This is a genomic window from Paucibacter sp. B2R-40, assembly GCF_025717555.1.
GTDB lineage: Bacteria > Pseudomonadota > Gammaproteobacteria > Burkholderiales > Burkholderiaceae_C > Paucibacter_A.
Genome location: NZ_JAJIRP010000013.1, coordinates 18670 through 41868, shown reverse-complemented (window position 1 = coordinate 41868; position 23199 = coordinate 18670). Strand labels below are relative to the sequence as shown.

Genomic DNA, 23199 nt, shown 5'->3' with positions numbered 1-23199 from the left:
GATCGCAGCCGCCCGCGCGTCCTGCACAATCGCGCCCATATGCAGCTTGTTGGATAGATAAAAACTCCGTCATGGTCAAACCAATTCACTTGAGATGGGCGACGGCCCTCGGCGCCTCATTGCTGCCGGCGGCGCTATGGGCTCAGCCGGCAAGCGCCCCCGCCCTCGGCTACTTTGAGATCAGTACCGCCATCAACACCTGGCTGACCGCCATGCTGCTGATGATGGGCGTCACGGCCGGCTTGCTGGCCCGACTCTGCCCCTCCGAGCGGCGCCTGCCCTACCTCAGCGGCATGCTGCTCAGTGCCGTGGCGTGGGCAATGCTGATCGAGTTGAGTCCTGGGTTTGCAGGCGCCGAAACCGCTTTGTTGGCTTTGCTTACTTTTTGTGCGCTGCGGTTCGCGCTCAGGCCCATGCTGGGCCTGCCGGCCTGGTTGGCAGCAGCGCTGCGGGTACAGCTTGTGCTGGCGCCCTTGACCGTTTGGCTGCTGGGGGAAAGCCAAGCACCATGGTTGCAGCAATTTTGGCGTGTCGCCTTGACCGTGGAGTTGCTGCTGGCAATGGCCTACTACACACGCCTGCATCAGACCGCAGTAGATGCCGTTGTGCCTGTCGAGGAGCCTCTGGTCCCGCAACACTGCGACCCGCTGCTGCTGCGCACGCTGTTGACCTTGCTGAGCTTGGCGGTGGTGGCTCTGTGGGTTCTGAAGCTCACGCCAGTTTTATTCCCGGCCAATACGGCGACCCATACGCCGCTGGCCACCGTTGGCGTATTGTGGGCGATCGCACTCTTGATGATGGCCCTGGGGCTACAGGCGATTGCCGCGCTGGCACGCGCCCGCAGACTGGCCGAGATTCGCCACGCGCAAGCCGAGCACGACATGCACTCCCGCGTTGCGGAGGTTGAACTCAGCTTTGGCGCCCTGGTGGAGCAAAAATTGGAGCAAGTGACCGAACGCGAACGAAAGCGCATCGCGGCCGATCTGCATGACGACTTGGGCGCCAAACTCTTGACCATTGTTCACACCAGCGAGTCCGACCGCATCTCCACCCTGGCCCGCGAGGCGCTGGAGGAAATGCGCCTGTCGGTGCGAGGGCTGACCGGCAAGCCGGTGCAACTGCTGGACGCTTTGGGCGACTGGCGGGCCGAGGTCGTGTCGAGGCTGGGTCAAGCCAATATCTTGGCCGAATGGGAGTCGCCGGCCGAGGACATCATCCACACGCTGCCGGCGCGCGCTTACGTGCAAACCACACGGATCTTCCGTGAAGCCGTCAGCAACATCATCAAACACAGCGGCGGCACCCATTGCAATATCAGCTGCAAGGTCCAGGACGGCGATTTTCTGGTCGTGATACAGGACAATGGCCAGGGCATACCCGCAGAACTTGACGGCAGGCTGGACCGCGGTCACGGCATGGCCAGCATGAAGTCACGCGCCAAGCAAATGCATGGGCAATGCCTGGTCGAGTCGGGGCCGGGCTGGGGTACCGTGATTCGGCTGACGATTCCGCTTTGAAATAACGTGCATCTCACACATCTGCGCCACTTGATCGAGCTCAGTGCTATTGGCCTCCTGCCGATAAAGCCTTACCGTCACAGACTGTGATGAACTGTGAGTGAGCGCAACCCGCGCCGCGCCGCATCGGAACACCGAGAACACCATGGACCATATCCTGCTGCTTGAAGATATTCCCGAAATCAGAGCCTGGCTGAAGGCGCTGATCAAGCAGGTCTTCGTCAACGCACAGATCACCGAATGCTCGCGCGTGCAAGACGCCTTGGCCTTCGTCAACAGCCAGCGCTTCGATCTGGCGCTGCTGGATCTGGGCCTACCGGACGGCTCCGGCGTGGACGTCATCGCCGCCTTGCGTGACCGCCAACCGGAGGCGCAGTCGGTGATTGTGACCATTCACGATGATGACGAGCACCTGTTCCCCGCCCTGCAGGCTGGCGCCTTCGGCTATCTGCTCAAAGAGCAATCACGCGAACTGTTGATTGAACAGTTGCAACGCATGAGCCAAGGTGAGCCGCCGCTGTCCCCTTCGATCGCCCGCAAGGTTATTTCCTACTTCGGCAAACAAAGGCGTCCGCAAGCGGCCGCCCCCGTCCACGAGGTTTCGCTGACGGACCGGGAGACTGAGGTCTTGCTGCGCGTCGCCAAGGGCTTCACCTTGCCTGAGATCGGCGTGCAACTGGGCTTGTCGCGCCACACCATCGCCGACTATGTGAAGCAGATCTATCGCAAATTGAATGTCTCTTCGCGCGCCGAGGCCGCACTCGAGGCGCAGCGTCTGGGCCTCTTCGGGCGAAGCTGAACTGGCCAGGGTTTTCATCCGACCAACGGCCGGACCGAGGGCTGACTGTGGCCGGATAATGGCCGCATGATAGGAAGACTCACAGGCGTCATTGCGGAGAAATCGCCCCCGCTGGTTCTCATTGATGTGCAGGGCGTCGGCTACGAGGTCGATGTGCCGATGAGCACTTTTTACAACCTGCCAGGCTTGGGCGACAAGGTCAGTTTGCTGACTCATTTTGTGGTGCGTGAGGACGCCCAAATCCTGTTTGGCTTTCTCACCGCCGAGGAGCGCGCCACTTTCCGCCAGTTGATCAAGATCAGCGGAGTCGGGCCACGCATGGCACTGTCGCTGCTTTCCGGCCTGTCAGTGGCCGAGCTGGCCCAAGCAGTGGCACGCCAAGAAGCCGCCCGTCTGGTCAAGGTACCTGGTGTCGGCAAGAAGACCGCCGAGCGGCTGCTGCTCGAACTCAAGGGCAAGCTCGGGCCTGATCTGGCTTTGCCGGTCAGCATGGTCAACGACAACCAGGGCGACATCTTGCAGGCGTTGGTGGCACTGGGCTACAGCGAAAAAGACGCCGCGCTGGCACTGAAGCCCTTGCCGGCCGATGTCGGCGTTAGCGACGGCATCAAGTTGGCGCTGAGGGCGCTGTCAAGATGAGTATTCAAACCGACGACTTCGCCGCTGCGCCGATTCGTGTCGTTAGTGCAGCACCAGCCTCTCCCAAAGAAGAAGCGATCGAGCGCGCTCTGCGGCCCAAGCTGTTGGAGGAATATGTCGGCCAGACCAAGGCCCGCGAACAACTGGAGATCTTCATCGGTGCGGCCCGCAAGCGCGACGAGGCGATGGATCATGTACTGCTGTTCGGCCCGCCGGGTTTGGGAAAAACCACGCTGTCCCACATCATCGCCGCCGAGTTGGGCGTCAATCTGCGCCAAACCTCGGGGCCAGTGCTGGAGAAGCCCAAGGATCTGGCCGCCATCCTGACCAATCTCGAGAAAAACGATGTGCTCTTCATCGACGAGATTCACCGCCTCTCGCCGGTGGTGGAGGAAATCCTCTACCCGGCCCTGGAGGACTACCAAATTGACATCATGATCGGCGAAGGTCCGGCCGCACGCTCGATCAAGCTGGATTTGCAACCATTCACCTTGGTTGGTGCCACCACCCGCGCCGGCATGCTGACCAACCCACTGCGCGACCGTTTCGGCATCGTGGCCCGGCTGGAGTTTTACACCGCCGAAGAGTTGCAGCGCATCGTCACCCGCTCGGCCGCGCTATTGAATACGCCGATGGATGAAGATGGTGCGCTAGAGATAGCTCGCCGCTCGCGCGGCACACCGCGCATTGCTAACCGATTACTTCGGCGAGTGCGTGACTATGCCGACGTCAAAGGCGATGGCCGCATCATCAAGCACATTGCCGACCAAGCGCTGGCGATGCTGGATGTAGACCCGCGCGGCTTCGACCTGATGGACCGCAAGTTGCTGGAGGCCATCGTGCACCGTTTTGATGGCGGACCGGTAGGCTTGGAAAACGTCGCCGCAGCAATCGGCGAGGAGGCCGGCACGATTGAAGATGTGATTGAGCCTTATCTGATACAGCAGGGCTTTTTGCAACGCACACCGCGCGGGCGCATCGCAACACTCGCCGCTTTCAGACATCTGGGCGTGACACCGCCCAAGGCAATGGGGCAACTATTTGATGAATAGCCACTTCTGAACCACCAATAAAAAAGCGACCCGAAGGTCGCTTTTTTGATTCCGTTACAAACGATTTGCCTTGCGGCTTGTATCGTCATACATCCTTCGACTGCCAGCCAAGTCCTTCCGGACTCGGCTGCGCGGCCTCAGAAGTTGTGGCGCACGCCCACTGCGAAGGAGTCGAAATCACCCTTCTTAGTGTCATTGACGTCAACAGCTGTGTAGAAGCCATAGACCTTGGTGCGCTTGCTCAGGTTGTAGTTGTAGCCAAAGGTGTACTGCTTGCCGCCATGACCACCAAAGCCAGAGATGCCGGCTTGTGTACTTGCCAAACCGCCGGACTCCGTGCCACCCACATTGACGTGGAACTCAGACGCGCCCAGCGTGTACATCGCGGAAACGCGGCCGATATTACGCGTCGCATTTGTTTTCGCGCCGGAGTCTTCACGCTGCCAGTAGGCACCAAAAGTGAAAGCACCCAATTCATACAGGCCGCGAATTGCAAACTGGTTGGCATCGCCTTGCTCGCTATAACCAGCGCCCAAGTGGATAGGGCCCATGTCGTAGTTGGCAGACAAGTCAAATGCGCGAGGAACGATTGCGCCGGAAGAATCCTTGGCACCTTCACCTGCACTAGCGGTGATTTCAGCGGTGAAACCAGCATAGTTCGGCGTGAAATAGCCAACCTTATTCGTTTCAGTCCAACCTGCACCCGAATACAGCTTGTCTTCCGACGTGCCGGTGTCATGGTTGTGCATGCTGATGTAGTCAGCGGTAGCAAAGTAAGAACCGTTGGTCCAACGACCCAACTTGACAGTACCGAAAGCGCCGCTCAACTGAACAGCAGCTTCACGGTTCCAAAATTGACCCTTGGTTTGCGCACCGGTGTCCGAATTCAGGCCATGCTCCAGCAGGAACTGAGCCTTCAGGCCTCCGCCCAGATCTTCAGTACCCTTGAAACCCAGGCGCGAACTGTTGTTCTGCACCGCGACAAGGCGGTCGCCGCCGTTGTTGGACTGGCTCTCAACCGAAGTATTGATCCGGCCCCACAGGGTGACCGAGCTTTGTGCGAATGCGGCGGGAGCGGCGAAGGCTGCAATAGCGGCCACGAGAGCGATCTTTTTCATCGTTTTCCTTGGTGAGTTGAAATTGAGCTGGGCTCTGCCAGGCTGGTTGGCCCGAACTTGTGCGCAATGTGTCGCGAGTATAGAAGTGCCGCGTTGGAGCGCCAGTAGTTCGACGCGAAATTGCAACACTTCCCTGTTATACCTAACAGCATCCGCTTCGGCACTTGCCAATGCGGCAAGAATTTGGCCCTGCTTTATGGCGCAAAATCTTGGCCCAGGGGCTCCAAATGGCTGGCATCACTCCAACCAATCAAACTGAAGCCTACCGGCGTGAAAAGCAGCCGATTCACAGCCGCATTGCCCAGCACCCAGGTACGGGGCGCCTGCAGGCCAAGGCCAGTCGCCGCTCGGTAGAGGCAGTCCAAAACGCCGCCATGGGTGACAACGACTATTGTTTGGCCGGGATGCCGCATGGCGATGCGTGTCAGCGCCGCCACGCTGCGTTGGTAAAATTCACCCAGCGTCTCGCCGCCTTCGGCCCCGAATTCGGCATCCCGCTTGCGCCAGCGCTCACTTTGATCAGGCCAGCGAGCCGCAATCTCTTCCCAGGTCAAGCCTTCAAAACTGCCGAAGCTGCGCTCCCGCAGTTGCGGGTCCAGCCGCAAGTTCAGTCCTGTATGCGGCGCTAGCTCGATGACCGCTTGGGCAGTTTGCCGGGCACGCTGCAAGTCGCTGGTATAGATGGCATCAATCGACTGCTCCTGCAGGGCCAGGCCCAGCAGACGCACTTGGGCAAGGCCCAAATCGCTGAGCGCAATATCGGTGTGACCTTGAATCCGCTTGACCCGATTCCATTCGGTCTCGCCATGGCGAATCGCCAGAATTTGGGTGCTGCTATCAAGTGGCATCACTTTAAACGCCCCAGAGAACGTCCTGGCCTGCTTGCACGCTGTGCCGCATCAACTCGAGCAGCGGCCAGACGCGTTGGCGCAAACTGATACCTTCGCGGCGAGGGGCGCTCAAGCCAGCAGCCAGCGCTTCGGCCTGCAGTTCTGCAAAAGCAGCGTCATCTTCGGCGGCGGCTCGCTCCAGATCAGCCATCGCCTGCGACAAGCTGGCCGCAGCCAACAGCCCCTGGGCAGAGGGCTCGCGCCCCATCAGCGCCAAAACTTGGTCGCCTTGCGGGCCCATCATGATGACGTCAGCGCCGGCCTTGGACTTGAATTTATAAAGCATCGCTCACCCTTGCGTTGGATAGAGCGGTATTGTGCGTTGCCCTTCGTGACGCCGTCGCCTCAGACCAGCAAGCCGCCCAATAAATGCATGCCAACACTGCGCGGGAGTGCTTCCGGGCTGCGGCGCCAAACACGCTCCTCGAAAGCACGCGGGTCGAGCGCGGGCGCATAGAGAAAGCCCTGAAACTCGTGACAACCGGCGCGCCGCAAAAAATCTCGCTGCGTCTCGGTCTCAACACCTTCGGCAATGACCTGAAGACGCAGGGCTTGGCCCATTTGAATGATGGCGTTGACGATGGCCGCGTCACTGCTGTCGCCCGGCAGCCCCTGCACAAAACTACGGTCAATCTTCAAGCGCTGAATCGGGAAACGTTTCAAATAGCCCAGGCTCGAGTAGCCGGTGCCGAAGTCATCAATAGACATGGTCACCCCTAAGGCGGCCAAGGCTTGCAGCCTGAGCAGCGCTTCTTCAGCGTCGCGCAGCAGAATCGATTCGGTCAACTCCAGCTCAAGCAAGGCGGGCGGCAAGCCTGAGGACTTCAAAACCGCCGCCACCGAGTCGACAAACTGACTCTGCTGAAACTGCAGGGCCGACACATTCACTGCAACCGGCATGGGTCTGCCTTGTCGCAACCACGTCGCCGCTTGCTCAACGGCTTGACGCAACACCCATTCGCCAATCGAGACGACAAAACCGCTCTCTTCCGCAACCGGAATGAACTCGCCGGGCGAAATCTCCCCGCGCAGCGGATCACGCCAGCGAATCAGCGCCTCCGCACCGATGACCTGGCCGCTGCCCAAGGCGATCTGAGGCTGGTAGTGCAAGCGGAACTGGCCCTCTTGCAAGGCTTGGCGCATTGCATGATCCAGGCGCATGCGCGACAACAAATCTACGTCCTTGCGGGGCAAATGAAAGTGGAAGGTGCCGCGGCCACTTTCCTTGACCCAGTGCATGGCGCGCTCGGCGCTGGCCATCAGCTCTTCGGCCGTGCCGCCATCGCCCGGAAACAAGGCGATGCCTGTGCTGCAAGTAACGGTAAAGCTGAGCGTATCGAAACTGAAAGGGCGCGACATCGCATCCTGCACCCGGCGAGCCGCGTTCTCGGCGCCTCGTCCATCAGACTGATGGATCAGCAGCGCGAACTCATCGCCACCCAAGCGCGCCACCGTATCGACCTCACGCAGGCAGCTTTTCAGGCGCTCCGCCACCTCTTTCAGAACCCGGTCGCCATAGGAGTGGCCGAGGGTGTCATTGATCTGTTGAAAACGGTCCAGATCAACATTGAGCAGGGCAAAAGGAATGCTCTCACGCCTGGCCATCGCCTGCGCATAGTCAAGCCGCTCGGCCAGGGCGCGCCGATTCGGCAGCCCGGTCAACATATCCGAATGTGCCAACTCTTCAATGCGCTGGCTGGCGGCGAGCTTTTCACTCAGGTCCCGGAAGGAATAGACCCGTCCAACTGCCCGACCTCGGCTGAACTGCGGCAGGGAAACGCGCTCCAGCACACGGCCATCGGTCAGCGTGATCACATCGCTGCTCTGCAGCAGTGGCGCTTCTTCGATGGCACCCAAGCACTGGGCATAGGCTTTGCCGTCAAGCACGCTGCGGCGCATCCAGGTCTGCACGGCCTCGTCGTTACGCTCGTGCAGCAGGTCAGCCGGAATACCCCAGAGCGAGGCAAAGCGCTTATTGAAAGAGCGCATGCGCCCGGCCAGATCGGTGACCAAAATGCCGTCAGCGGTGGATTCCAGCGTCGCCTGCAGCTCGGCCACCAAGGCCTCGCGCTCCTCCTCGCTTTGGCGCTGACGACTTTGGTCGCGGATCACTACCAGCCAATAGCCGCCCTGTCCACCTCCGGCCACCTGCGAGTTTGGCGAGACATAGCTGATGCGGCGCGTGACCCAGAGCATCTGTCCATCGGCATGGCGCATCAGCGTGTCCGAATTCAAACTGGCCGAAGTATTGCCGGCAGCCTCCATCCAGAACATCGCGTCCTCGGGCGTGCTGACCAAGGACTCAACCGCCTGCCCGATCATTTGCTCAGGCTTGAGACCCAACATCTGATGAGCGGCGGAGTTCACTGCCAGGATGCAACGGCTCGTCCCGTCAACCAACCATGCCGAATCCAGCAGGCCGTCCAGCAGGGCCGCGTAAGGCTCGACAGGGCTTGGTTGGGGCGCCAGCTGCAACCTGAGAACAGTCACGCCGCCAGCTCCGTCGCCATGCCAGCACCGACAGGCTCAAAGAAGTAGGCGATGCGCGTGCGGGGGCTCAGGTAGTCCATTGCGGCGCGCGGCAGCTGCTGTGCCTTGATGCTACGCCGAATACCCAGGTCAGGTTGCTCCTCAAGATTGAGCACCAAGGCCTCTTCACGCGGCACTTTCGGATCGTGCACCATCACGCGTGGCTTCAGCGGCCTGGACGAATTGACTGCCACCACCAAGGCATAGCGGTCATCGGTCAACTGCACCGCTGAACCTGGCGGGTAGACACCCATCATGCGGATGAAGGCATTCAGCATGGTGGCGTCGAAGCGGTTGCGCCCCTGCGCAAACATCAGCGACAGCGCCTCATGCGGCGTCATCGCCTTGGAGGCCAGCAAGGGATTGCACAGGCCGTCAAAACGATTGACCAGGGCCACGATGCGCGCGCCGGCGCTCATCTTGTCCATATTGATGCGCTGCGGGAAGCCGCTGCCATCGGCGTTCTCGTGATGCTGGGCGATGATCAGCAAGGGGCCGGGTGACAAACCCATGCCTTGCGCGATCGCCACGCCTTTGGCGACATGCTGCTGGTAGAGCTGCATTTCGGGGCCGGTAAAGCTGTCTTCGCGGTGCCGCAACCTGGCCAACACCTCCAGCTTGCCGACGTCGTGCAAGAGCGCGCCGACACCCAGGTCGAGCATTTCATCCCGGTTCAACCCAAAAGCCCGGCCGAGCAGCAGGGCAATGATGGACACATTCAAAGCATGTGCCGTGCTGCGGTCCCCCGCGCCTTCGTTGAGCAGGCGAATATTCAAATCGCCCTCGATCAGCATTTTGTCCAGCAAGGCCGCCGCCAGGGCGGTGGTTTGCTCACGGCTGCCACGCGGGTCTTTGGGCACCGCCTCCATCACATCACGGAAGGCCGCAGCGGCTTCGCCATATTGGCGCTCGCACACCTGCAAGGCTGCCCTTTGGGCAGCCAGCGCGCGCCGATGCGCTTCACGCGCCAAGTCCTCGCTAGAAACGGTCGACAAGTCCGTGACCACAGGCACTGCGACAGGCAGCGGTGTGGCCTCCATTTGCAGTTCGCTCTTGCCAGGACTCCACCGCACTTGGCTCAAACCCAAGCGACGCAAAATCATCAACTGCTCTTCGCTACCCAGCTTGAAGCTGCTGAGCGGGAACGGATGCGCCATCCAGCCCAGATCCAGATGGATAAACATCCCCACCTTCAACTGGCTGACATCAATCAATGGATAGTCCGAACTGTCCTTCATATATTTCCTACGCCTATTCGTTGAGGCGCCCTCCGGTCAAGCTTCGGCAAGCAATGGTTAAAACTTAAGTCGCTCAGGCCCGTATTTGGTGCACCAAGCCGATACGGCAGAAATTCCCGTGCGAATTGTCACGCCCGACTCGGCCGGTCGTGACCGGCTTGGCCGGAGATCGCATCGCCCAAAGCAAGAGCCCTCAATCTCCCGAGCCACTATATATAGTCACGCGCCAAGTACCCCAAACTCTCTGGCCGTTTGCGTGCACAAATTCAGCCGCACGCCGGACTTTTATTCCCACAAGGAAGCATCATGACCCATCAGGCCTTTATTTGTGACGCTATTCGCACACCATTCGGACGTTACGGCGGTGCGCTGTCGTCGGTCAGGGCGGACGATTTGGGTGCGATCCCCTTGCGCGCCCTGATGACCCGCAACCCAGGCGTCGACTGGGATGCCATCAGCGACCTGCTCTACGGCTGCGCCAACCAGGCCGGTGAAGACAACCGCAATGTTGCCCGCATGTCGGCGCTGCTGGCCGGCTTGCCGGTAGGCGTGCCCGGCGCCACCATCAACCGCTTGTGCGGCTCCGGCATGGACGCCGTCGGCTCGGCCGCACGCGCGATTCGCGCCGGCGAGGCGGGCCTGATGCTGGCCGGCGGTGTCGAAAGCATGAGCCGAGCGCCGTTCGTGATGCCCAAGGCGGAAAGCGCTTTTTCACGCAGCAATGCCGTCTACGACACCACCATTGGTTGGCGCTTCATCAATAAGCTGATGAAGGCTCAGTACGGCGTCGACTCGATGCCGGAGACGGCCGAAAACGTTGCGACGGACTTTGGCATCAGCCGCGTCGACCAAGATCTGCTGGCGCTGCGCAGTCAATTGAAGGCAGTGGCCGCACAACAGGCTGGCTACTTTGATGAAGAGATCACGCCGGTCTTCATAGCCCAAAAGAAGGGCGAAGCCATTTGCGTCAATCGGGATGAGCACCCGCGTGAAACCAGCCTGGAAGTGCTGGCCAAGCTCAAACCCATCGTCCGCGCAGACGGCACCGTCACCGCCGGCAACGCCTCGGGCGTCAACGACGGCGCTTGCGCGCTGCTGCTGGCGAGCGAATCCGCGGCCGCCAAGAACGGCCTGACGCCGCGCGCCCGGGTGGTTGGCATGGCCAGTGCGGGCGTGGCACCGCGCATCATGGGCATTGGCCCGGCACCCGCCAGCCAGCGCGTCCTGGCGCAGACGGGTTTGAGCCTGGCGCAGATGGATGTGATCGAACTCAACGAAGCCTTTGCCGCCCAGGGTCTGGCGGTGCTGCGCCAACTGGGGCTGGCGGACGACGACGCGCGCGTCAATCCGAATGGTGGTGCCATTGCCCTGGGCCATCCACTCGGCGCCAGCGGTGCACGCCTCGTCACCACCGCCGTCAATCAGCTGCAGCGCAGCGGCGGGCGCTATGCGCTGTGCACCATGTGCATTGGGGTCGGTCAGGGCATCGCCATCATCATCGAACGGGTCTGAAAGCGCCAGCTTCAGCAATGACTAAAACTCATAGCTGGGTGAGTTTTAGTCCAAGGATTTCTAGGTATTAATACCCGGAAACAAAAATTCACATGGCATACTCAATTTGATATTTAGGCGTACAGCGCACATATATCAACGGAGACTTAGCTCGCGGAGTTGCCGATCCAACTTCCCTTATGGCTGATCCGGCAGCACTCTGCTTTGCGGCGGGGTTTTTTCAGACACAAAGCTTCCCTGGCCCACTCATGGCCCAGCATCTTGGCAAACAGCTCAAGACCGGGGAGCATTTTCGCCACTCCGACCATGTCAGCTGCCCGAAATTTCGAAGATTTTGATTACGCCTCCGCCCAGGCCAGCGCCCCCTCCGTGCCTCATGCCCTGGCTGCCCCCTCGCAAGAAAGCAAGCCAGCGGGCCCGCTCAAGCGCGATTTGGTGGCCGGATTGGAAAAAGGTCTGGCCGTCATCGAGGCTTTTGATCAAGAGCGGCCACGGCTGACCATCAGCGAGGTCGCCATCCGCACCGGCCTGACCCGTGCAGCCGCTAGGCGCTACTTGCTGACCTTGACACATCTTGGCCTTGTGACCCAAGACCGCAAGATGTTCGCGCTGACGCCCAGAGTCTTGCGCTTGGGTCAGAGCTATATGCATTCGGCCCGGCTGCCCCGCATCGTCGAGCCCGAGTTGCACAAGCTCGCATTTGCCTTGAAGGAGGCCAGCTCGGCCGGCGTGCTGGACGGCAACGACGTGATTTGCATCGCTGCCACCAACTCCGGCCGACTGGTTGCGCCCGCGCTGCAGCCGGGCATGCGGGTGCCGGCTCATTGCTCCGGCAATGGCCGCATCATGTTGGCGGCCTTGGCGCCGGCCGATCTGGAGCTTTGGCTGGCTCGCCAGCAGCTCACCGCTTTGACACCACACACGATCACCCAGCCCGAGCGCTTGCGCCAAGAGATTGCGCGCGCCGGGGCGCTCGGCTACGCCTGCATTGATCAAGAGCTGGAAGTGGGCTTGCGCACCGTCGCTGTACCGCTGAAGAATTACCGCGGCGAGGTGGTCGCGTCGCTGAATATTTGCGCCCATGCGTCTCGCATGAGCATGGACCAACTGGTCGAGCTGTGCCTGCCGCCACTGCTGCAGGCGCAAGCCCATTTGCGCATGCTGCTGTAATCAGCCAGGCTCAGCTACAGGTCGTAGACCTGAAGCCTTCGCCAGGCATGGACAGGCTTGCACAGGCCTCAGGCATGTTTAAGTCCGGGCTCAGCCCAGCGCCGCTGCTGCAGCAATGGGCTGACCCGGTATCGCTCGCTGCGGTAGGCGGCAAACAGCCCGTCCAGCGTCGCCACCACGGCCTGCGCGCCGACCAACTGCAGCCATTCAAACGGCCCGGCCGGATAGTTGACGCCGAGCTTGCAGGCCAAATCAGCGGAGCGCTCGTCGCAAACGCCCTGCCAGACCGCGTCTGCCCCTTCGTTGACCAACATCGCCACCGTGCGGGCGACCGCCAGCCCCGGCACATCGCGCAGGTGCAGGGGCTGCCAGCCCAAAGCACGCCAGACATCTTCGACCGCCGCCACTCCCTCCGCACTGACGCCGGGCCCGAAACTCAGCGCCAAGGCATCAATGCGGTCGGGAGCCAAAGGCCAGTCCATCACCGCTGATTGAGGGTGATGCCATTCGGCGGCCAATTGCGCGGCCGTCACGCCGCTGCTCAGGTGCACGTGCATATCGCCGACCAACAAGCCATTCCAGTCGGCCGACTCACCCCGCGTGTAGGCCAGACCTTTGAGTTCCAGGCAGGCCGCCAAAGCGTCAGCCAATGGACCGCGCCCGACCACGCCGATGGCCACCAAGTCTTGCTGCTGCGGAGCCACCGGGCCCGCCGCTTCGGGCAGGCCGACATAAAAGCCCTTGCCTGCCTTGCGCCCCAAGCGGCCGCCATCGACCAGGGCTTTTTGCACCAGCGAAGGCATATAGCGCTTGTCGCCAAAATTCGCTTCGAAAACCGACTGCGTCACCAGGAAGTTGGTGTCGTGCCCGATCAAGTCCATCAACTCGCAAGGCCCCATGCGGAAACCCGCCGCGCGCAAGGCCCGGTCGATCAGCGCCGGTGTCGCGGCCTGCTCTTGCAACAAGGCCAGCGCCTCGGCGTAAAAAGGCCGGGCAATGCGGTTCACGATAAAGCCGGGCGTCGACTTCGCATGCACCGGCGTCTTGCCCCAGCGCCGCGCCAAGGCCTCGATCGCGGCGGCCACGCCGGCGTCGGTCTCGGCCCCCCACACCACCTCGACCAGCTTCATCAGCGGCACCGGGTTGAAGAAATGCATGCCGACCAGACGGCTCGGATTCCCCATACCGTTGGCCAAAGCCGTCACGCTGATCGACGAGGTATTGCTCGCGATGATGGCGCCCTCGCCCAACAAGGCATCCAGCTCACGCAGCAGCGCCTGCTTAGGCTCCAGCTTTTCGACAATGACTTCGATCACCAGCGCCGCATCTTTCAAGTCGGCCAAATTCTGCGCCGGCTCAATCCGCGCCAGCACCGCCGCGCGCTCGGCTGCCTCCATGCGGCCCTTGGCCACCAAGGCGTCCAAGGCCTTGGCCGTCTGGGCGATAGCGGCCGCGGCCGCACCTTCGCGCAGATCCAGCAGCAGCACCGCGTGGCCCGCCTGCGCGGCCACTTGGGCGATCCCGGCTCCCATGACGCCAGCACCGACCACGCCAATCAGCGCAGGCCGCTCGCCGGCCACCGCCCATTGCTTTGTCTCACTCATCGTTCTGCTCCAATTGCTTTTTTACTGGGGCGCCCAGGGCGCCGCGCGCTTGGCCAAAAAGGCGGCGAAGCCTTCCCGCGCCTCGGCGCCGGTGCGCACACGCGCTATTGTCTGGGCCGTCAACTCGCGTACTTCGGCGCTGACGGGGCCGACCTCGATCTGCGCGAACAAGGCCTTGATCTCGGCTTGGGCCTGCGGCCCGCTGGCCAGCAACTCACGCACCCAGCGCGCCAGCGCAGCGTCCAGCTCACCCGGCTCCACCACCTCATGCACCAAGCCCATATGCAGCGCCTCGGCCGCGCCGATACGGCTGGCCGTTAGCGCCAAGCGCTTGGCCTGACGCGGCCCCACCGCATTGATGACATAAGGACCAATGACGGCCGGCAAGATGCCAAAGCGCGCCTCGCTGACGGCGAACTTGGCCTCGCTGCTGGCAATCGCGATATCGCAGGCGCAGGCCAGACCCACCCCGCCGCCCAGGGCCAAGCCCTGAATGCGCGCCAGCGTCGGCTTGGGGCATTCGGCCAGCCGCTGCAGCATCGCGGCGAAGCGCCTTGCGTCTTCCAAATTTGCCTGCTCCGAGGCCGCCGCCGCGCGGCGCATCCATTCAATATCGGCACCGGCACTGAAGGCCTTGCCGGCGCCGGCCAGCACGATCACGCGCACGCCGGGGTCGGCTTCGCAATGCTCCACCGCCTGGCTCAGCTCCGAAATCATCAGCTCATTGAAAGCGTTGAAGACCTCGGGCCTGGTCATGGTGATGTGGGCCACGCCGCCCGCGTCGACCGCAATCGTCAATGTCTGCATGCATGAAACTCCTAGTAATCTGCTCAGTATCGCAGCCCTCCTGCTGTCCATTCACCCGGCACAATCCCGTTATGAAAGCCGTCATCCCCATCCACAGCGAAGCCTCTCGCCGCCCCGCCAAAGGCGGCGGCCTGCGGGGCCGCCAAGCCAGCCCTGCCGCCATCGAAGCGGTGCGCGTTCTACTGGGCGACCTGCCGCGCCGACGCGACTTGTTGATCGAATACCTGCACCGCATTCAGGACGCGCAGGGGCACTTGAGCGTCGATATGCTGGCCGCACTGGCCGAGGCCATGAAGCTATCTCAAGCTGAGGTGCATGAGGTAGCGAGTTTTTATCACCACTTCGACATCGTCTACGAAGGCGAGCAAGCGCCCGCCCCGCTGACCTTACGCGTTTGCAATTCGCTCAGTTGCGCCATGGCCGGCGGTGCCGGCTTGAGCCGCGAGCTGCGCACCTTGCTGGCCGAACAAAGCGGTGTGCGTGTCATCGAGGTGCCCTGCGTTGGCCGCTGCGAGCAGGCGCCGGTCGCGGTCATCGGTCAGCGGCCGCTGGGCCACGCCACGGCAGTCGAGGCCATCAAACTGCTGCAACAAGGTCAACTCCAAGACATTCGCCCAGCACACCAGCCGCTGGCCGACTATCTCGCTCAAGGCGGCTACCACGTGCTCGACGAGTTGCTGAGTGGCACACGCAGCATTGACGCCACGATCCACACGCTCAGCGAATCCGGCCTGCGGGGCTTGGGTGGCGCAGGTTTTCCGCTCGGGCGCAAATGGTCCATCGTGCGCGCACAGCCCGCCCCCCGGCTGATGGCCGTCAATATCGACGAGGGTGAACCCGGCACCTTCAAGGACCGCTACTACCTGGAGCGCGAACCGCAGTTGTTTTTGGAAGGCATGTTGATAGCGGCACATTGCGTGGCCGCCGAAGCCGTCTACATCTATCTGCGCGATGAGTACCACGCGCTGCGCCAGGTGCTGAGCGAGGAAATTGCCGCGCTGCAAGCGGCGCGCAGCGGCTTGCCGGTGATTGAGCTGCGGCGCGGCGCCGGCGCCTATATCTGCGGCGAAGAGTCGGCGATGATCGAATCGATCGAGGGCAAACGCGGCTGGCCGCGTCAGCGCCCACCTTATGTGGCCGAGCGCGGCCTGTTTGGGCGGCCGACCTTGCAACACAATATCGAGTCGCTGCATTGGGTGCGCGCCATCCTGGAGCAAGGCGCCGATTGGTTCGCGAACCAAGGCCGCAATGGACGCAAAGGGCTGCGTTCGTTTTCACTGTCGGGTCGGGTCAACAAGCCCGGTGTCTACCTGGCGCCAGCCGGCATCACCGCCTTGGAATTGATCGATGAATACGGCGGCGGCATGTTGCCGGGTCATAGTCTCTACGGTTACTTCCCCGGTGGCGCGTCCGGTGGCATGCTGCCGGCCAGCCACGCGAATGCGCCGCTGGACTTCGACACCTTGCAGGTGCATGAATGCTTCATCGGCTCGGCCGCCGTGATCGTGTTCTCTGACCAGGACAGCGCCCGCGACCTGGCCTTGAATGCGATGGAATTTTTTGAACACGAGAGCTGCGGCCAATGCGTGCCCTGCCGTGAAGGCACGCAACGTGCCGTGGAGCTGATGCGCCAGCCCGTCTGGGATCAGCCGCTGCTGGAGGACTTGGCCTCGGTGATGGCCGACGCCTCGATCTGCGGCCTCGGCCAAGCCGCGCCCAACCCCTTGCGCTGCGCGATGCGCTACTTCCCGCAAGAGTTCAGCGCCGAGGCACGAGCATGAGCGACATCACCTTCACCGTAGACGGACAGGCCCTACAGGCCAAGCCGAACGAGACGATTCTGAGCGCCGCCCGGCGCCATGGCCTGAGCATCCCGACGCTGTGCCACCAAGACGGCCTGAACCCGGCCGGCAATTGCCGCGCCTGCGTGGTCGAGATTGGCGGGGAACGCGCGCTAGCGGCCTCCTGTTGCCGGCAGCCCCGGGAGGGGATGACGGTCGGGCTGGAAACCGCTCGCGTGCGGCGCAGCCAGTCCATGGTCTTGGAACTGCTCGCAGCCAAGGCGCCGGCGGAGGCCCACACGCTCAATTCAGAGCTGACGCAATGGTGCGAGGTGCTGGAGGTCGGCAAACCACGCTTCTCGCAGCCAGCGGCCCCGCCCGCCGACCGCAGTCACCCCGCAATAAGCGTGCAACTGGACGCCTGCATCCAATGCATGCGCTGTGTGCGCGCCTGCCGCGACGAACAGGTCAACGATGTGCTTGGCGTGGCCGGCTGGGGCGCCGACACCCGCATCAGCTTCGATGCCGATGAGGCGCTGGGCAGCAGCTCCTGCGTGGCCTGCGGTGAATGCGTGCAAGCCTGCCCGACCGGGGCGCTAGCGCCGGCCAATGGCGCCGCGCTGCAGGCCGCCGACGCGGTGGTCGATTCGGTCTGCCCTTATTGCGGCGTCGGTTGCCAGCTCAGCTACCGGGTCAAGGACAACAAGGTGATTGAGGCGATCGGCCGCGATGGCCCGGCCAACCAGGGGCGCCTGTGCGTCAAGGGTCGCTATGGCTATGACTATGTCTCCAGCGATCAAAGGCTGACCACACCGCTGATACGCCGCGAAGGCTTGGCCAAAGACCCCGCCGATATCGACCGCGTAAGGCGCGGCGAGTTGGCCCTGTCGACCTTGTTCCGCGCGGCAACTTGGGAAGAAGCGCTGGACTTGGCCGCCGCCGGACTGCGCCAAATGCGCGATGGCCACGCCAGTGGCGCGGCCAGCCCGCTGGCCGGTTTTGGCTCGGCCAAGGGCAGCAACGAAGAGGCCTATCTGTTCCAGAAACTGATTCGCCAGGGCTTCCTGACCAATAACGTCGACCATTGCACGCGGCTGTGCCATGCCAGCTCGGTCGCCGCGCTGCTGGAAGGCCTGGGCTCGGGCTCGGTCAGCAACCCGGTGCTGGACGCTCAATATGCGGAAGTGATTCTGCTGATCGGCGCCAACCCCAGCGCCAACCACCCCGTCGCCGCCTCCTTCATCAAGAACGCGGTGAAAGCCGGTGCCACGCTGATCGTCGCCGACCCCAGGCGCGCGCCGATGGCCCGCTTCGCCACCCACCACCTGGCCTTCCGGCCCGACACCGATGTGGCGTTGCTCAATGCTTTGCTGCATGTGATCATTGCCGAGGGCTTGACCGATCCGGACTTCATTGCCGCGCGAGTCAATGGTTATGAGGCCTTGAAGGCCTCAGTGGCCGAATGCACGCCGGAGCGTATGAGCGAAATCTGCGGCATCGCGCCCGAGGTCTTGCGCGATGTGGCAAGGCGCTATGCCAGCGCCAAGAGCGCGATGATTTTCTGGGGCATGGGCATCAGCCAGCATGTGCATGGCACCGACAACGCCCGCTGCCTGATTGCGCTGGCCATGATCACCGGCCAGATCGGCCGCCCCGGCTGCGGCCTGCATCCGCTGCGCGGCCAGAACAATGTGCAGGGCGCCTCGGACGCCGGCCTGATCCCGATGATGATGCCCAACTACCAGCGCATCGCCTTGACCGAAATACGGGAGCATTTCGAAACGCTGTGGGCCACGCCGCTGGACCCGCAGCCCGGGCTGACCGTGGTCGAGATCATCCATGGCGCCTATGAGGGTCGCATCAAGGGCATGTTCATCGAGGGCGAGAACCCGGCCATGTCCGACCCCGATCTCGACCATGCCCGCGCGGCCTTGGCCAAGTTGGAGCATCTGGTCGTGCAAGACATCTTCGCGACCGAGACCGCGCTGCTCGCCGACGTGATCCTGCCGGCCTCGGCGCATTTGGAAAAGTGGGGCAGTTACACCAACACCGACCGCTTGATACAGCTGGGCCGGCCGGCGCTGACGCCGCCGGGTCAGGCGCGCCAAGATTTGTGGATCATTGAGCAAATCGCACGCCGCCTTGGCCTGGATTGGCAGCACTGGCAAGCAGCGGACGGCGATGGTCAGGCGGCGGCCGAGGCGCCGACGGCGCGCGTTTTCGAAGAAATGCGCGCGGTGATGGCACCGCTGGCGGGCGTGCCTTGGTCGCGTCTGCAGCGCGAAGAAGCGGTGGTCACGCCGGCGCCGCTTGAGGGCGAACCCGGCCATGCCATCATCTTCGAGCAGAGCTTCCCGACGCCCAGCGGCCGCGCGCAATTGGTGGCGGCCAGCTTCATGCCCGGCCCGGAACAACCTGACCAAGACTACCCGCTGGTGCTCAGTACCGGCCGCGTATTGGAGCATTGGCATACCGGCGCGATGACGCGCCGCGCCGCAGTCTTGGATGCCTTGTCGCCCGCACCGCAGCTCAGCATGCATGCCGAAGATGCAGCCGCGCTGCGCTTGACGGACGGCCAAGCGATCAGCATGGCTTCGCGCCACGGCACGCTGCAAGCCAGCTTGCAGATCAGCCCCGAGGTGCGCCGGGGTCAGGTCTTTCTACCGTTTTGCTATTGGGAAGCGGCGGCCAATGTCTTGACCGGCAGTGCGCTGGACCCGACCGGCAAGATTCCCGGCTTCAAGGTCACGGCGGTAAGGGTGCAGGCGCAATGACTGAGTAAGATGCTCAAACGATGACGCCTGCCGCCGACCTCTTGGGAGTTTGCCCCAAAGCCATCAAGCGCAGCTTGATGATGGCGACGGCCTTGTCTCTTTGCTTGCTCAGCGGGAGCGGATTGGCCCAGACCACGCTGATTCGCCACGCCTTGTCACAGGAACAAAACGCCAAGGTCTTGACCTATGAGCAAGCCGTGCTGAAGCTGCTGCTGGACAAGACCATTCCGACCTATGGCCCCTACCGCCTGCAGCCCAGCGAGGTGGTGTCGCAAAACCGCGCTTTTTTGCAACTCTCGGCAGGCGAGTTGGAAGTGCTCAGTTCAATGACATCGCAAGCGCGCGAAGCCCAGGCCATCCCGGTGCGGGTCTGCCTGTATCGCGGCTTGATGGGCGTGCGCCTGCCGATCGCCTTGATCAGCAAGCGCGAACAGCTGGAGGCCATCAGCAGCGCGAGCCAGGCGCAAGCACTCAGCGTCGGCCAAGTGGCCGATTGGCCGGATGCCAAAATCCTCAGTGCCAATGGCTGGAAGGTCGAGCGCATGGCCAAGCTGAGTCCTTTCGCAGAAATGCTCAAGCGCGAGCGCATCGATCTGTTTGCGCTCGGGGCGGTCGAAGTCTTTCCCATCATTGACGCGATGCCGGGCTTGACAGTGCTGGATCAATGGCTGATTGCCTACCCTTCTGCCTTCTATTTTTTCGTCAGCCCGCAATCGCCGGCCTTGGCCGAGCGTCTTCGCAAGGGCTGGGAGCTGGTGTTGGCGGACGGCAGTTTTGAGGCCTTGTTCGAGCATTGGGTCGACCCGCAACTGCTGCGCGCCAAATTGGCCGAGCGTCGCTGGCTGATTCTGAGCAACCCGGACTTGCCCGCCGCCACGCCGCTGGGCGACGCCCGGCTCTGGCATCCACTGGTGCGCAGTCGTCTGCAGGGTAAAGGGCCGCCTTGATCCGCGATGCACAATCGGCGCCTTGCCCGTTCGTTCATTCATGCCACGCCGCCCTCATTGCCCCATGTCAAGAACTAGAAGCCGCAGCCGCTCCTCCGCAGTTTTGCTGATTTGTTCTCTGGCCCTCTTGGCTTGCGGCAGCCCAAATCGAACGCATGCACCCTATGGGCCGCCGCGGCAAGACGCGTCGGCGGCTCAACAACGTGCGCTGGACCTGGCTGCGCGCGGCTACCCAGGAGCGCCCAAAGCGGCCATCGATCAAGCTGCGGCGGCCTCCGTCAGCATCGCAAGCCAGCAATGGGTCGTCAACGGCGAGCCCTTGTCCACCATCTTGGCAGTCCCGCTGGGCGGGTCAAGCCGTTTGCCGCTGCTGATCTACCTGCCCGGCCTGGGTGAGTCGGCTGGAGCCGGTGCGCATTGGCGTTATGCCTGGGCGCGTGCAGGCTATGCCGTGCTGAGCTTTCAGGCGTTGGAATTTGATCAAGCAGCTTGGTCCTCGCCCTTGGCCCGCTCGGCCGAATTTACGGCTCTGGCCTTGCAGCATCAGCAGCCGCAGCTGCTGCAAGCAAGGTTGCGCATGCTGCGGGGCGCGATCGATGAGGCCAAGCTGCGCGCCGCTGGCGGTGATGCGCCATGGGGCCGCGTCGACGCAGGTCGCATCGCCGTGCTGGGCTATGACCTGGGCGCTGCCACCGCCTTGGCCTGGGCCGCAGGCCTAGGCCCCGTGGCCGACGATCAAGCGCGGGCGGTCGTCATGTTGAGCCCGTCCGGCCTGACGCGTGCGGACGCCACCCAAGCCCTGGCGACGCTGCCACCGCAGTTTCCGCTGCTGGCGATCAATTCGCGCCGCGCGGCCGACCTCAACGGCCTGCTCAACTCGCCCGCCGAGCGCACCCAATTCTTTGAGCAATTGCCTGCCGACGCCCACAAATACTTGCTGCTCTTGAACAACCCGAGCCACGCCGCGTTGGCCGGTGCAAGCGGCATGGCCGAGTCGCCCAATGAGCCGACTGGACGGGGCATGGGCAGGCGACCTCAAACCCAAGCCGCCAAAGGCCCAGGTCAGCAGAACATCGTCATGAGTGCGGCACCGCCACCCACCTTGCTGGACAAGGGTAACCAGGAGGCCGGCGTCGCGGTGGAGCACATCAGCATCGCATTTTTGAATCAATACCTGCGCAATAGCCAGAATAGCCAGGAGGCTCAGGCTTGGCTGCAACAGTCGGCATCCGCTTGGTTGACGGGTTTGGGCGAATGGCGGCAGCGCTGACACGAGCTCAATCCGGTGAAGCCCGTCAACTTGCAAGCCTGGGTTCACCCAGCATGAAAAGGCCACTGCGAATCAAGCCATCAACGACCTCGTAGATGGCCACCATGTCGATCTCGCCCGGCCCCTCGGGGAAGGTCCGCGTGATGGTTTCATGATCAATCACCGTGGCGCCACCTGCGGTCTCCAGAACGGTGCGGCCCAGCAAACGTGCATGCAGATTCGGCTCTTTGAAGCGCTCCACCATCCGCGCGCGAATTTCAGCCCGACCACTCGCCAGCAAGACGCCGGGGTAGCCGTATTGCTTGGCGTCCCGTGCATAGGTGGCCAGCCATGCATCGATATCGCGGGCGTTGTAGGCGTCCAACTGGGCTTGAACGATGGCGATTGAATTCAGCTGGTTTGACGTTGACATATTCAGTTAACTCCACGCGTTAAAAACTCGGCCACCGCCTGCGCCCAAAGCTCGGCTTCCTCGACGAAGGGCCGATGGCCGGAATGCTCGAACACCAGCGCGGTCGACGGGGTGCCGCGCGGCAAAGCACGCTGCATTTCATTCATCACGCTGGGCGGCGCCACCGGATCAAAACGCCCTGTCAGCAACAAGGTCGGTGCGGTGACGGACTTTAGTCTGGGCAGCAACTCGGTCCCCTGCAGCGTGCCGCCAACCCGCCACTCCGGGTCAGGCCCCAGCATCGCCAGATACACCACCTTATTCATCGCGTCGCGCGGGTCGCCGCTGGCGGCCGCCTTGGGGCGCTCCGCTGCACGATCGGCCCAGTAAAGAGGTTCAAACGCAGCGCCGATCAAGTCCTGCGCCGGGGCGCTGCCGGTCAATCGGCCCTGTTCGTGCAGCGCCAGCAGACGCTGCCAGCGCTCAGGATCATGCCGCTGTAACCAGGCCTTGAATCCGTCAATCTGCGCTTGCCAACTCTGCTCGCCATGCAAGGTATTGCCGAGAATCAAATGGTCCACCGCCTGCGGATACTGCGCGGCATAAGCCTGAGCCACCAGGCCGCCATAGGAATGCCCATACAGCGCCAGTGTCTTCACGCCCAGAAACCGGCGCAGATGCTCGATGTCCTGCGCGTCACGATCTACCGTGTAGCGCGCGGGGTCGGCCAGGCGCGCCGAGCGGCCCCGGCCGATATTGTCGACAAGGATGATGTTGAAGTCCTTGGCCAGCGGAAGGAAGCGGCTGCGCAAGCCGTAACCGCTGCCGCCCGGCCCACCCGGGATGACCAGCAGGACAGGGCCCTGGCCGATGCTGGTGTAGGCCAGCAAGCCGTCGGGCGTCGCCACTTGATGTTCGCTCCAGGCGGCGGGCTGGCCTGGTTCGGCCGACTTGGGCGTCGAAGACAGCGCGTTCACCCGCAGCAACTCGCCGGCCCGAGCCGCTGCGGCGCCGATTTCGGCGCTCACCTGCGGGTCCACTTGTGCATGCGGCAGCGCCGCTGCATCGGTGGCGAAGACCCGTTGAAATTGAGTACTCGCAGCCAAAGCGGCAATCACGAGGGTGGCGATCATCAGACGGTGCGGGTTCATGCCTTAGGAC

General features: G+C 62.8%; 19 protein-coding genes. 10 read left to right on the top strand and 9 right to left on the bottom strand.

Features of this window, described 5'->3' with window-relative positions; genetic code table 11:
- The first annotated feature begins 71 nt into the window (after window positions 1–71).
- The 4 genes from LNV09_RS21940 (at window position 72) to ruvB (ending at window position 4007) form a co-directional block, all read left to right on the top strand.
- Entirely contained in the window at window positions 72–1517 is a 1446-nt protein-coding gene (locus tag LNV09_RS21940; protein WP_263559193.1) for a sensor histidine kinase, read from the top strand.
- Between the two features lie 145 nt (window positions 1518–1662).
- Complete coding sequence (locus LNV09_RS21935; protein ID WP_263559306.1) at window positions 1663–2316, top strand: response regulator; 654 nt, start codon at window positions 1663–1665, stop codon at window positions 2314–2316.
- 66 nt (window positions 2317–2382) lie between these two features.
- On the top strand, window positions 2383–2955 hold the full coding sequence (gene ruvA / locus LNV09_RS21930) for a Holliday junction branch migration protein RuvA (RefSeq protein ID WP_263559192.1): 573 nt from the start codon (window positions 2383–2385) through the stop codon (window positions 2953–2955).
- A complete protein-coding gene (ruvB, locus tag LNV09_RS21925) occupies window positions 2952–4007 on the top strand; it encodes a Holliday junction branch migration DNA helicase RuvB (RefSeq protein WP_263559191.1) in 1056 nt (351 codons plus the stop codon). Before ruvA ends, ruvB begins: the two co-directional genes overlap by 4 nt.
- Window positions 4008–4144: 137 nt before the next feature.
- Here ruvB and LNV09_RS21920 read toward each other — a convergent pair whose 3' ends face one another.
- The 5 genes from LNV09_RS21920 to LNV09_RS21900 all read right to left on the bottom strand — a co-directional run bounded on the left by LNV09_RS21920 (window position 4145) and on the right by LNV09_RS21900 (window position 9782).
- Complete coding sequence (locus LNV09_RS21920; RefSeq protein WP_263559190.1) at window positions 4145–5125, bottom strand: porin; 981 nt, start codon at window positions 5123–5125, stop codon at window positions 4145–4147.
- Between the two features lie 194 nt (window positions 5126–5319).
- Window positions 5320–5973 (bottom strand): histidine phosphatase family protein, encoded by a 654-nt coding sequence (locus LNV09_RS21915; protein WP_263559189.1) that lies wholly within the window; start codon window positions 5971–5973, stop codon window positions 5320–5322.
- 4 nt (window positions 5974–5977) lie between these two features.
- The gene (locus tag LNV09_RS21910) at window positions 5978–6301 is read right to left on the bottom strand and encodes a DUF1840 domain-containing protein (RefSeq protein ID WP_263559188.1); all 324 of its coding nucleotides are present in this window, start codon (window positions 6299–6301) and stop codon (window positions 5978–5980) included.
- 59 nt (window positions 6302–6360) lie between these two features.
- On the bottom strand, window positions 6361–8505 hold the full coding sequence (locus LNV09_RS21905) for a putative bifunctional diguanylate cyclase/phosphodiesterase (protein WP_263559187.1): 2145 nt from the start codon (window positions 8503–8505) through the stop codon (window positions 6361–6363).
- The gene (locus LNV09_RS21900) at window positions 8502–9782 is read right to left on the bottom strand and encodes a cyclic di-GMP phosphodiesterase (protein WP_263559186.1); all 1281 of its coding nucleotides are present in this window, start codon (window positions 9780–9782) and stop codon (window positions 8502–8504) included. Before LNV09_RS21900 ends, LNV09_RS21905 begins: the two co-directional genes overlap by 4 nt.
- A 306-nt stretch (window positions 9783–10088) precedes the next feature.
- Here LNV09_RS21900 and pcaF point away from each other — a divergent pair, with 306 nt between their 5' ends.
- Together pcaF and LNV09_RS21890 are read left to right on the top strand one after the other, a co-directional pair.
- Entirely contained in the window at window positions 10089–11294 is a 1206-nt protein-coding gene (gene pcaF, locus LNV09_RS21895; protein WP_263559185.1) for a 3-oxoadipyl-CoA thiolase, read from the top strand.
- Between the two features lie 306 nt (window positions 11295–11600).
- Window positions 11601–12464: an IclR family transcriptional regulator domain-containing protein gene (locus LNV09_RS21890; protein ID WP_263559184.1), complete on the top strand. Its 864-nt coding sequence runs from the start codon at window positions 11601–11603 to the stop codon at window positions 12462–12464.
- A gap of 68 nt (window positions 12465–12532) precedes the next feature.
- Here LNV09_RS21890 and LNV09_RS21885 read toward each other — a convergent pair whose 3' ends face one another.
- Entirely contained in the window at window positions 12533–14068 is a 1536-nt protein-coding gene (locus LNV09_RS21885) for a 3-hydroxyacyl-CoA dehydrogenase (protein ID WP_263559183.1), read from the bottom strand.
- Window positions 14069–14089: 21 nt separating this feature from the next.
- Complete coding sequence (locus LNV09_RS21880) at window positions 14090–14875, bottom strand: enoyl-CoA hydratase-related protein (RefSeq protein WP_263559182.1); 786 nt, start codon at window positions 14873–14875, stop codon at window positions 14090–14092.
- 71 nt (window positions 14876–14946) lie between these two features.
- Here LNV09_RS21880 and LNV09_RS21875 point away from each other — a divergent pair, with 71 nt between their 5' ends.
- The 4 genes from LNV09_RS21875 to LNV09_RS21860 all read left to right on the top strand — a co-directional run bounded on the left by LNV09_RS21875 (window position 14947) and on the right by LNV09_RS21860 (window position 21647).
- A complete protein-coding gene (locus LNV09_RS21875; RefSeq protein WP_263559181.1) occupies window positions 14947–16656 on the top strand; it encodes an NADH-ubiquinone oxidoreductase-F iron-sulfur binding region domain-containing protein in 1710 nt (569 codons plus the stop codon).
- Entirely contained in the window at window positions 16653–19430 is a 2778-nt protein-coding gene (fdhF, locus tag LNV09_RS21870) for a formate dehydrogenase subunit alpha (RefSeq protein ID WP_263559180.1), read from the top strand. The genes LNV09_RS21875 and fdhF overlap by 4 nt, the downstream gene beginning before the upstream one ends.
- Before the next feature lie 20 nt (window positions 19431–19450).
- Window positions 19451–20377: a transporter substrate-binding domain-containing protein gene (locus LNV09_RS21865; protein WP_263559179.1), complete on the top strand. Its 927-nt coding sequence runs from the start codon at window positions 19451–19453 to the stop codon at window positions 20375–20377.
- A 64-nt stretch (window positions 20378–20441) separates the two neighbouring features.
- Window positions 20442–21647 carry an alpha/beta hydrolase gene (locus LNV09_RS21860; protein ID WP_263559178.1) on the top strand — a complete coding sequence of 402 codons (1206 nt, stop codon included), beginning with the start codon at window positions 20442–20444 and terminating at the stop codon, window positions 21645–21647.
- Window positions 21648–21672: 25 nt separating this feature from the next.
- Here the strand turns inward: LNV09_RS21860 and LNV09_RS21855 are convergent, their stop codons facing one another.
- Window positions 21673–22059: a nuclear transport factor 2 family protein gene (locus LNV09_RS21855; protein ID WP_263559177.1), complete on the bottom strand. Its 387-nt coding sequence runs from the start codon at window positions 22057–22059 to the stop codon at window positions 21673–21675.
- A gap of 2 nt (window positions 22060–22061) precedes the next feature.
- On the bottom strand, window positions 22062–23189 hold the full coding sequence (locus tag LNV09_RS21850) for an alpha/beta fold hydrolase (protein WP_263559176.1): 1128 nt from the start codon (window positions 23187–23189) through the stop codon (window positions 22062–22064).
- Between the last annotated feature and the right edge of the window lie 10 nt (window positions 23190–23199).

What these genes read in the sequence shown, in the direction of transcription:
- LNV09_RS21915 (WP_263559189.1), bottom strand. Translation starts at nt 5,973, where the DNA reads ATGCCACTTGATAGCAGCACCCAAATTCTGGCGATTCGCCATGGCGAG.
- ruvB (WP_263559191.1), top strand. Translation starts at nt 2,952, where the DNA reads ATGAGTATTCAAACCGACGACTTCGCCGCTGCGCCGATTCGTGTCGTT.
- LNV09_RS21910 (WP_263559188.1), bottom strand. Translation starts at nt 6,301, where the DNA reads ATGCTTTATAAATTCAAGTCCAAGGCCGGCGCTGACGTCATCATGATG.
- fdhF (WP_263559180.1), top strand. Translation starts at nt 16,653, where the DNA reads ATGAGCGACATCACCTTCACCGTAGACGGACAGGCCCTACAGGCCAAG.
- LNV09_RS21855 (WP_263559177.1), bottom strand. Translation starts at nt 22,059, where the DNA reads ATGTCAACGTCAAACCAGCTGAATTCAATCGCCATCGTTCAAGCCCAG.
- LNV09_RS21890 (WP_263559184.1), top strand. Translation starts at nt 11,601, where the DNA reads ATGTCAGCTGCCCGAAATTTCGAAGATTTTGATTACGCCTCCGCCCAG.
- LNV09_RS21920 (WP_263559190.1), bottom strand. Translation starts at nt 5,125, where the DNA reads ATGAAAAAGATCGCTCTCGTGGCCGCTATTGCAGCCTTCGCCGCTCCC.
- LNV09_RS21860 (WP_263559178.1), top strand. Translation starts at nt 20,442, where the DNA reads ATGTCAAGAACTAGAAGCCGCAGCCGCTCCTCCGCAGTTTTGCTGATT.
- LNV09_RS21900 (WP_263559186.1), bottom strand. Translation starts at nt 9,782, where the DNA reads ATGAAGGACAGTTCGGACTATCCATTGATTGATGTCAGCCAGTTGAAG.
- LNV09_RS21885 (WP_263559183.1), bottom strand. Translation starts at nt 14,068, where the DNA reads ATGAGTGAGACAAAGCAATGGGCGGTGGCCGGCGAGCGGCCTGCGCTG.
- LNV09_RS21880 (WP_263559182.1), bottom strand. Translation starts at nt 14,875, where the DNA reads ATGCAGACATTGACGATTGCGGTCGACGCGGGCGGCGTGGCCCACATC.
- LNV09_RS21935 (WP_263559306.1), top strand. Translation starts at nt 1,663, where the DNA reads ATGGACCATATCCTGCTGCTTGAAGATATTCCCGAAATCAGAGCCTGG.
- LNV09_RS21875 (WP_263559181.1), top strand. Translation starts at nt 14,947, where the DNA reads ATGAAAGCCGTCATCCCCATCCACAGCGAAGCCTCTCGCCGCCCCGCC.
- LNV09_RS21940 (WP_263559193.1), top strand. Translation starts at nt 72, where the DNA reads ATGGTCAAACCAATTCACTTGAGATGGGCGACGGCCCTCGGCGCCTCA.
- LNV09_RS21865 (WP_263559179.1), top strand. Translation starts at nt 19,451, where the DNA reads ATGACGCCTGCCGCCGACCTCTTGGGAGTTTGCCCCAAAGCCATCAAG.
- pcaF (WP_263559185.1), top strand. Translation starts at nt 10,089, where the DNA reads ATGACCCATCAGGCCTTTATTTGTGACGCTATTCGCACACCATTCGGA.
- ruvA (WP_263559192.1), top strand. Translation starts at nt 2,383, where the DNA reads ATGATAGGAAGACTCACAGGCGTCATTGCGGAGAAATCGCCCCCGCTG.
- LNV09_RS21850 (WP_263559176.1), bottom strand. Translation starts at nt 23,189, where the DNA reads ATGAACCCGCACCGTCTGATGATCGCCACCCTCGTGATTGCCGCTTTG.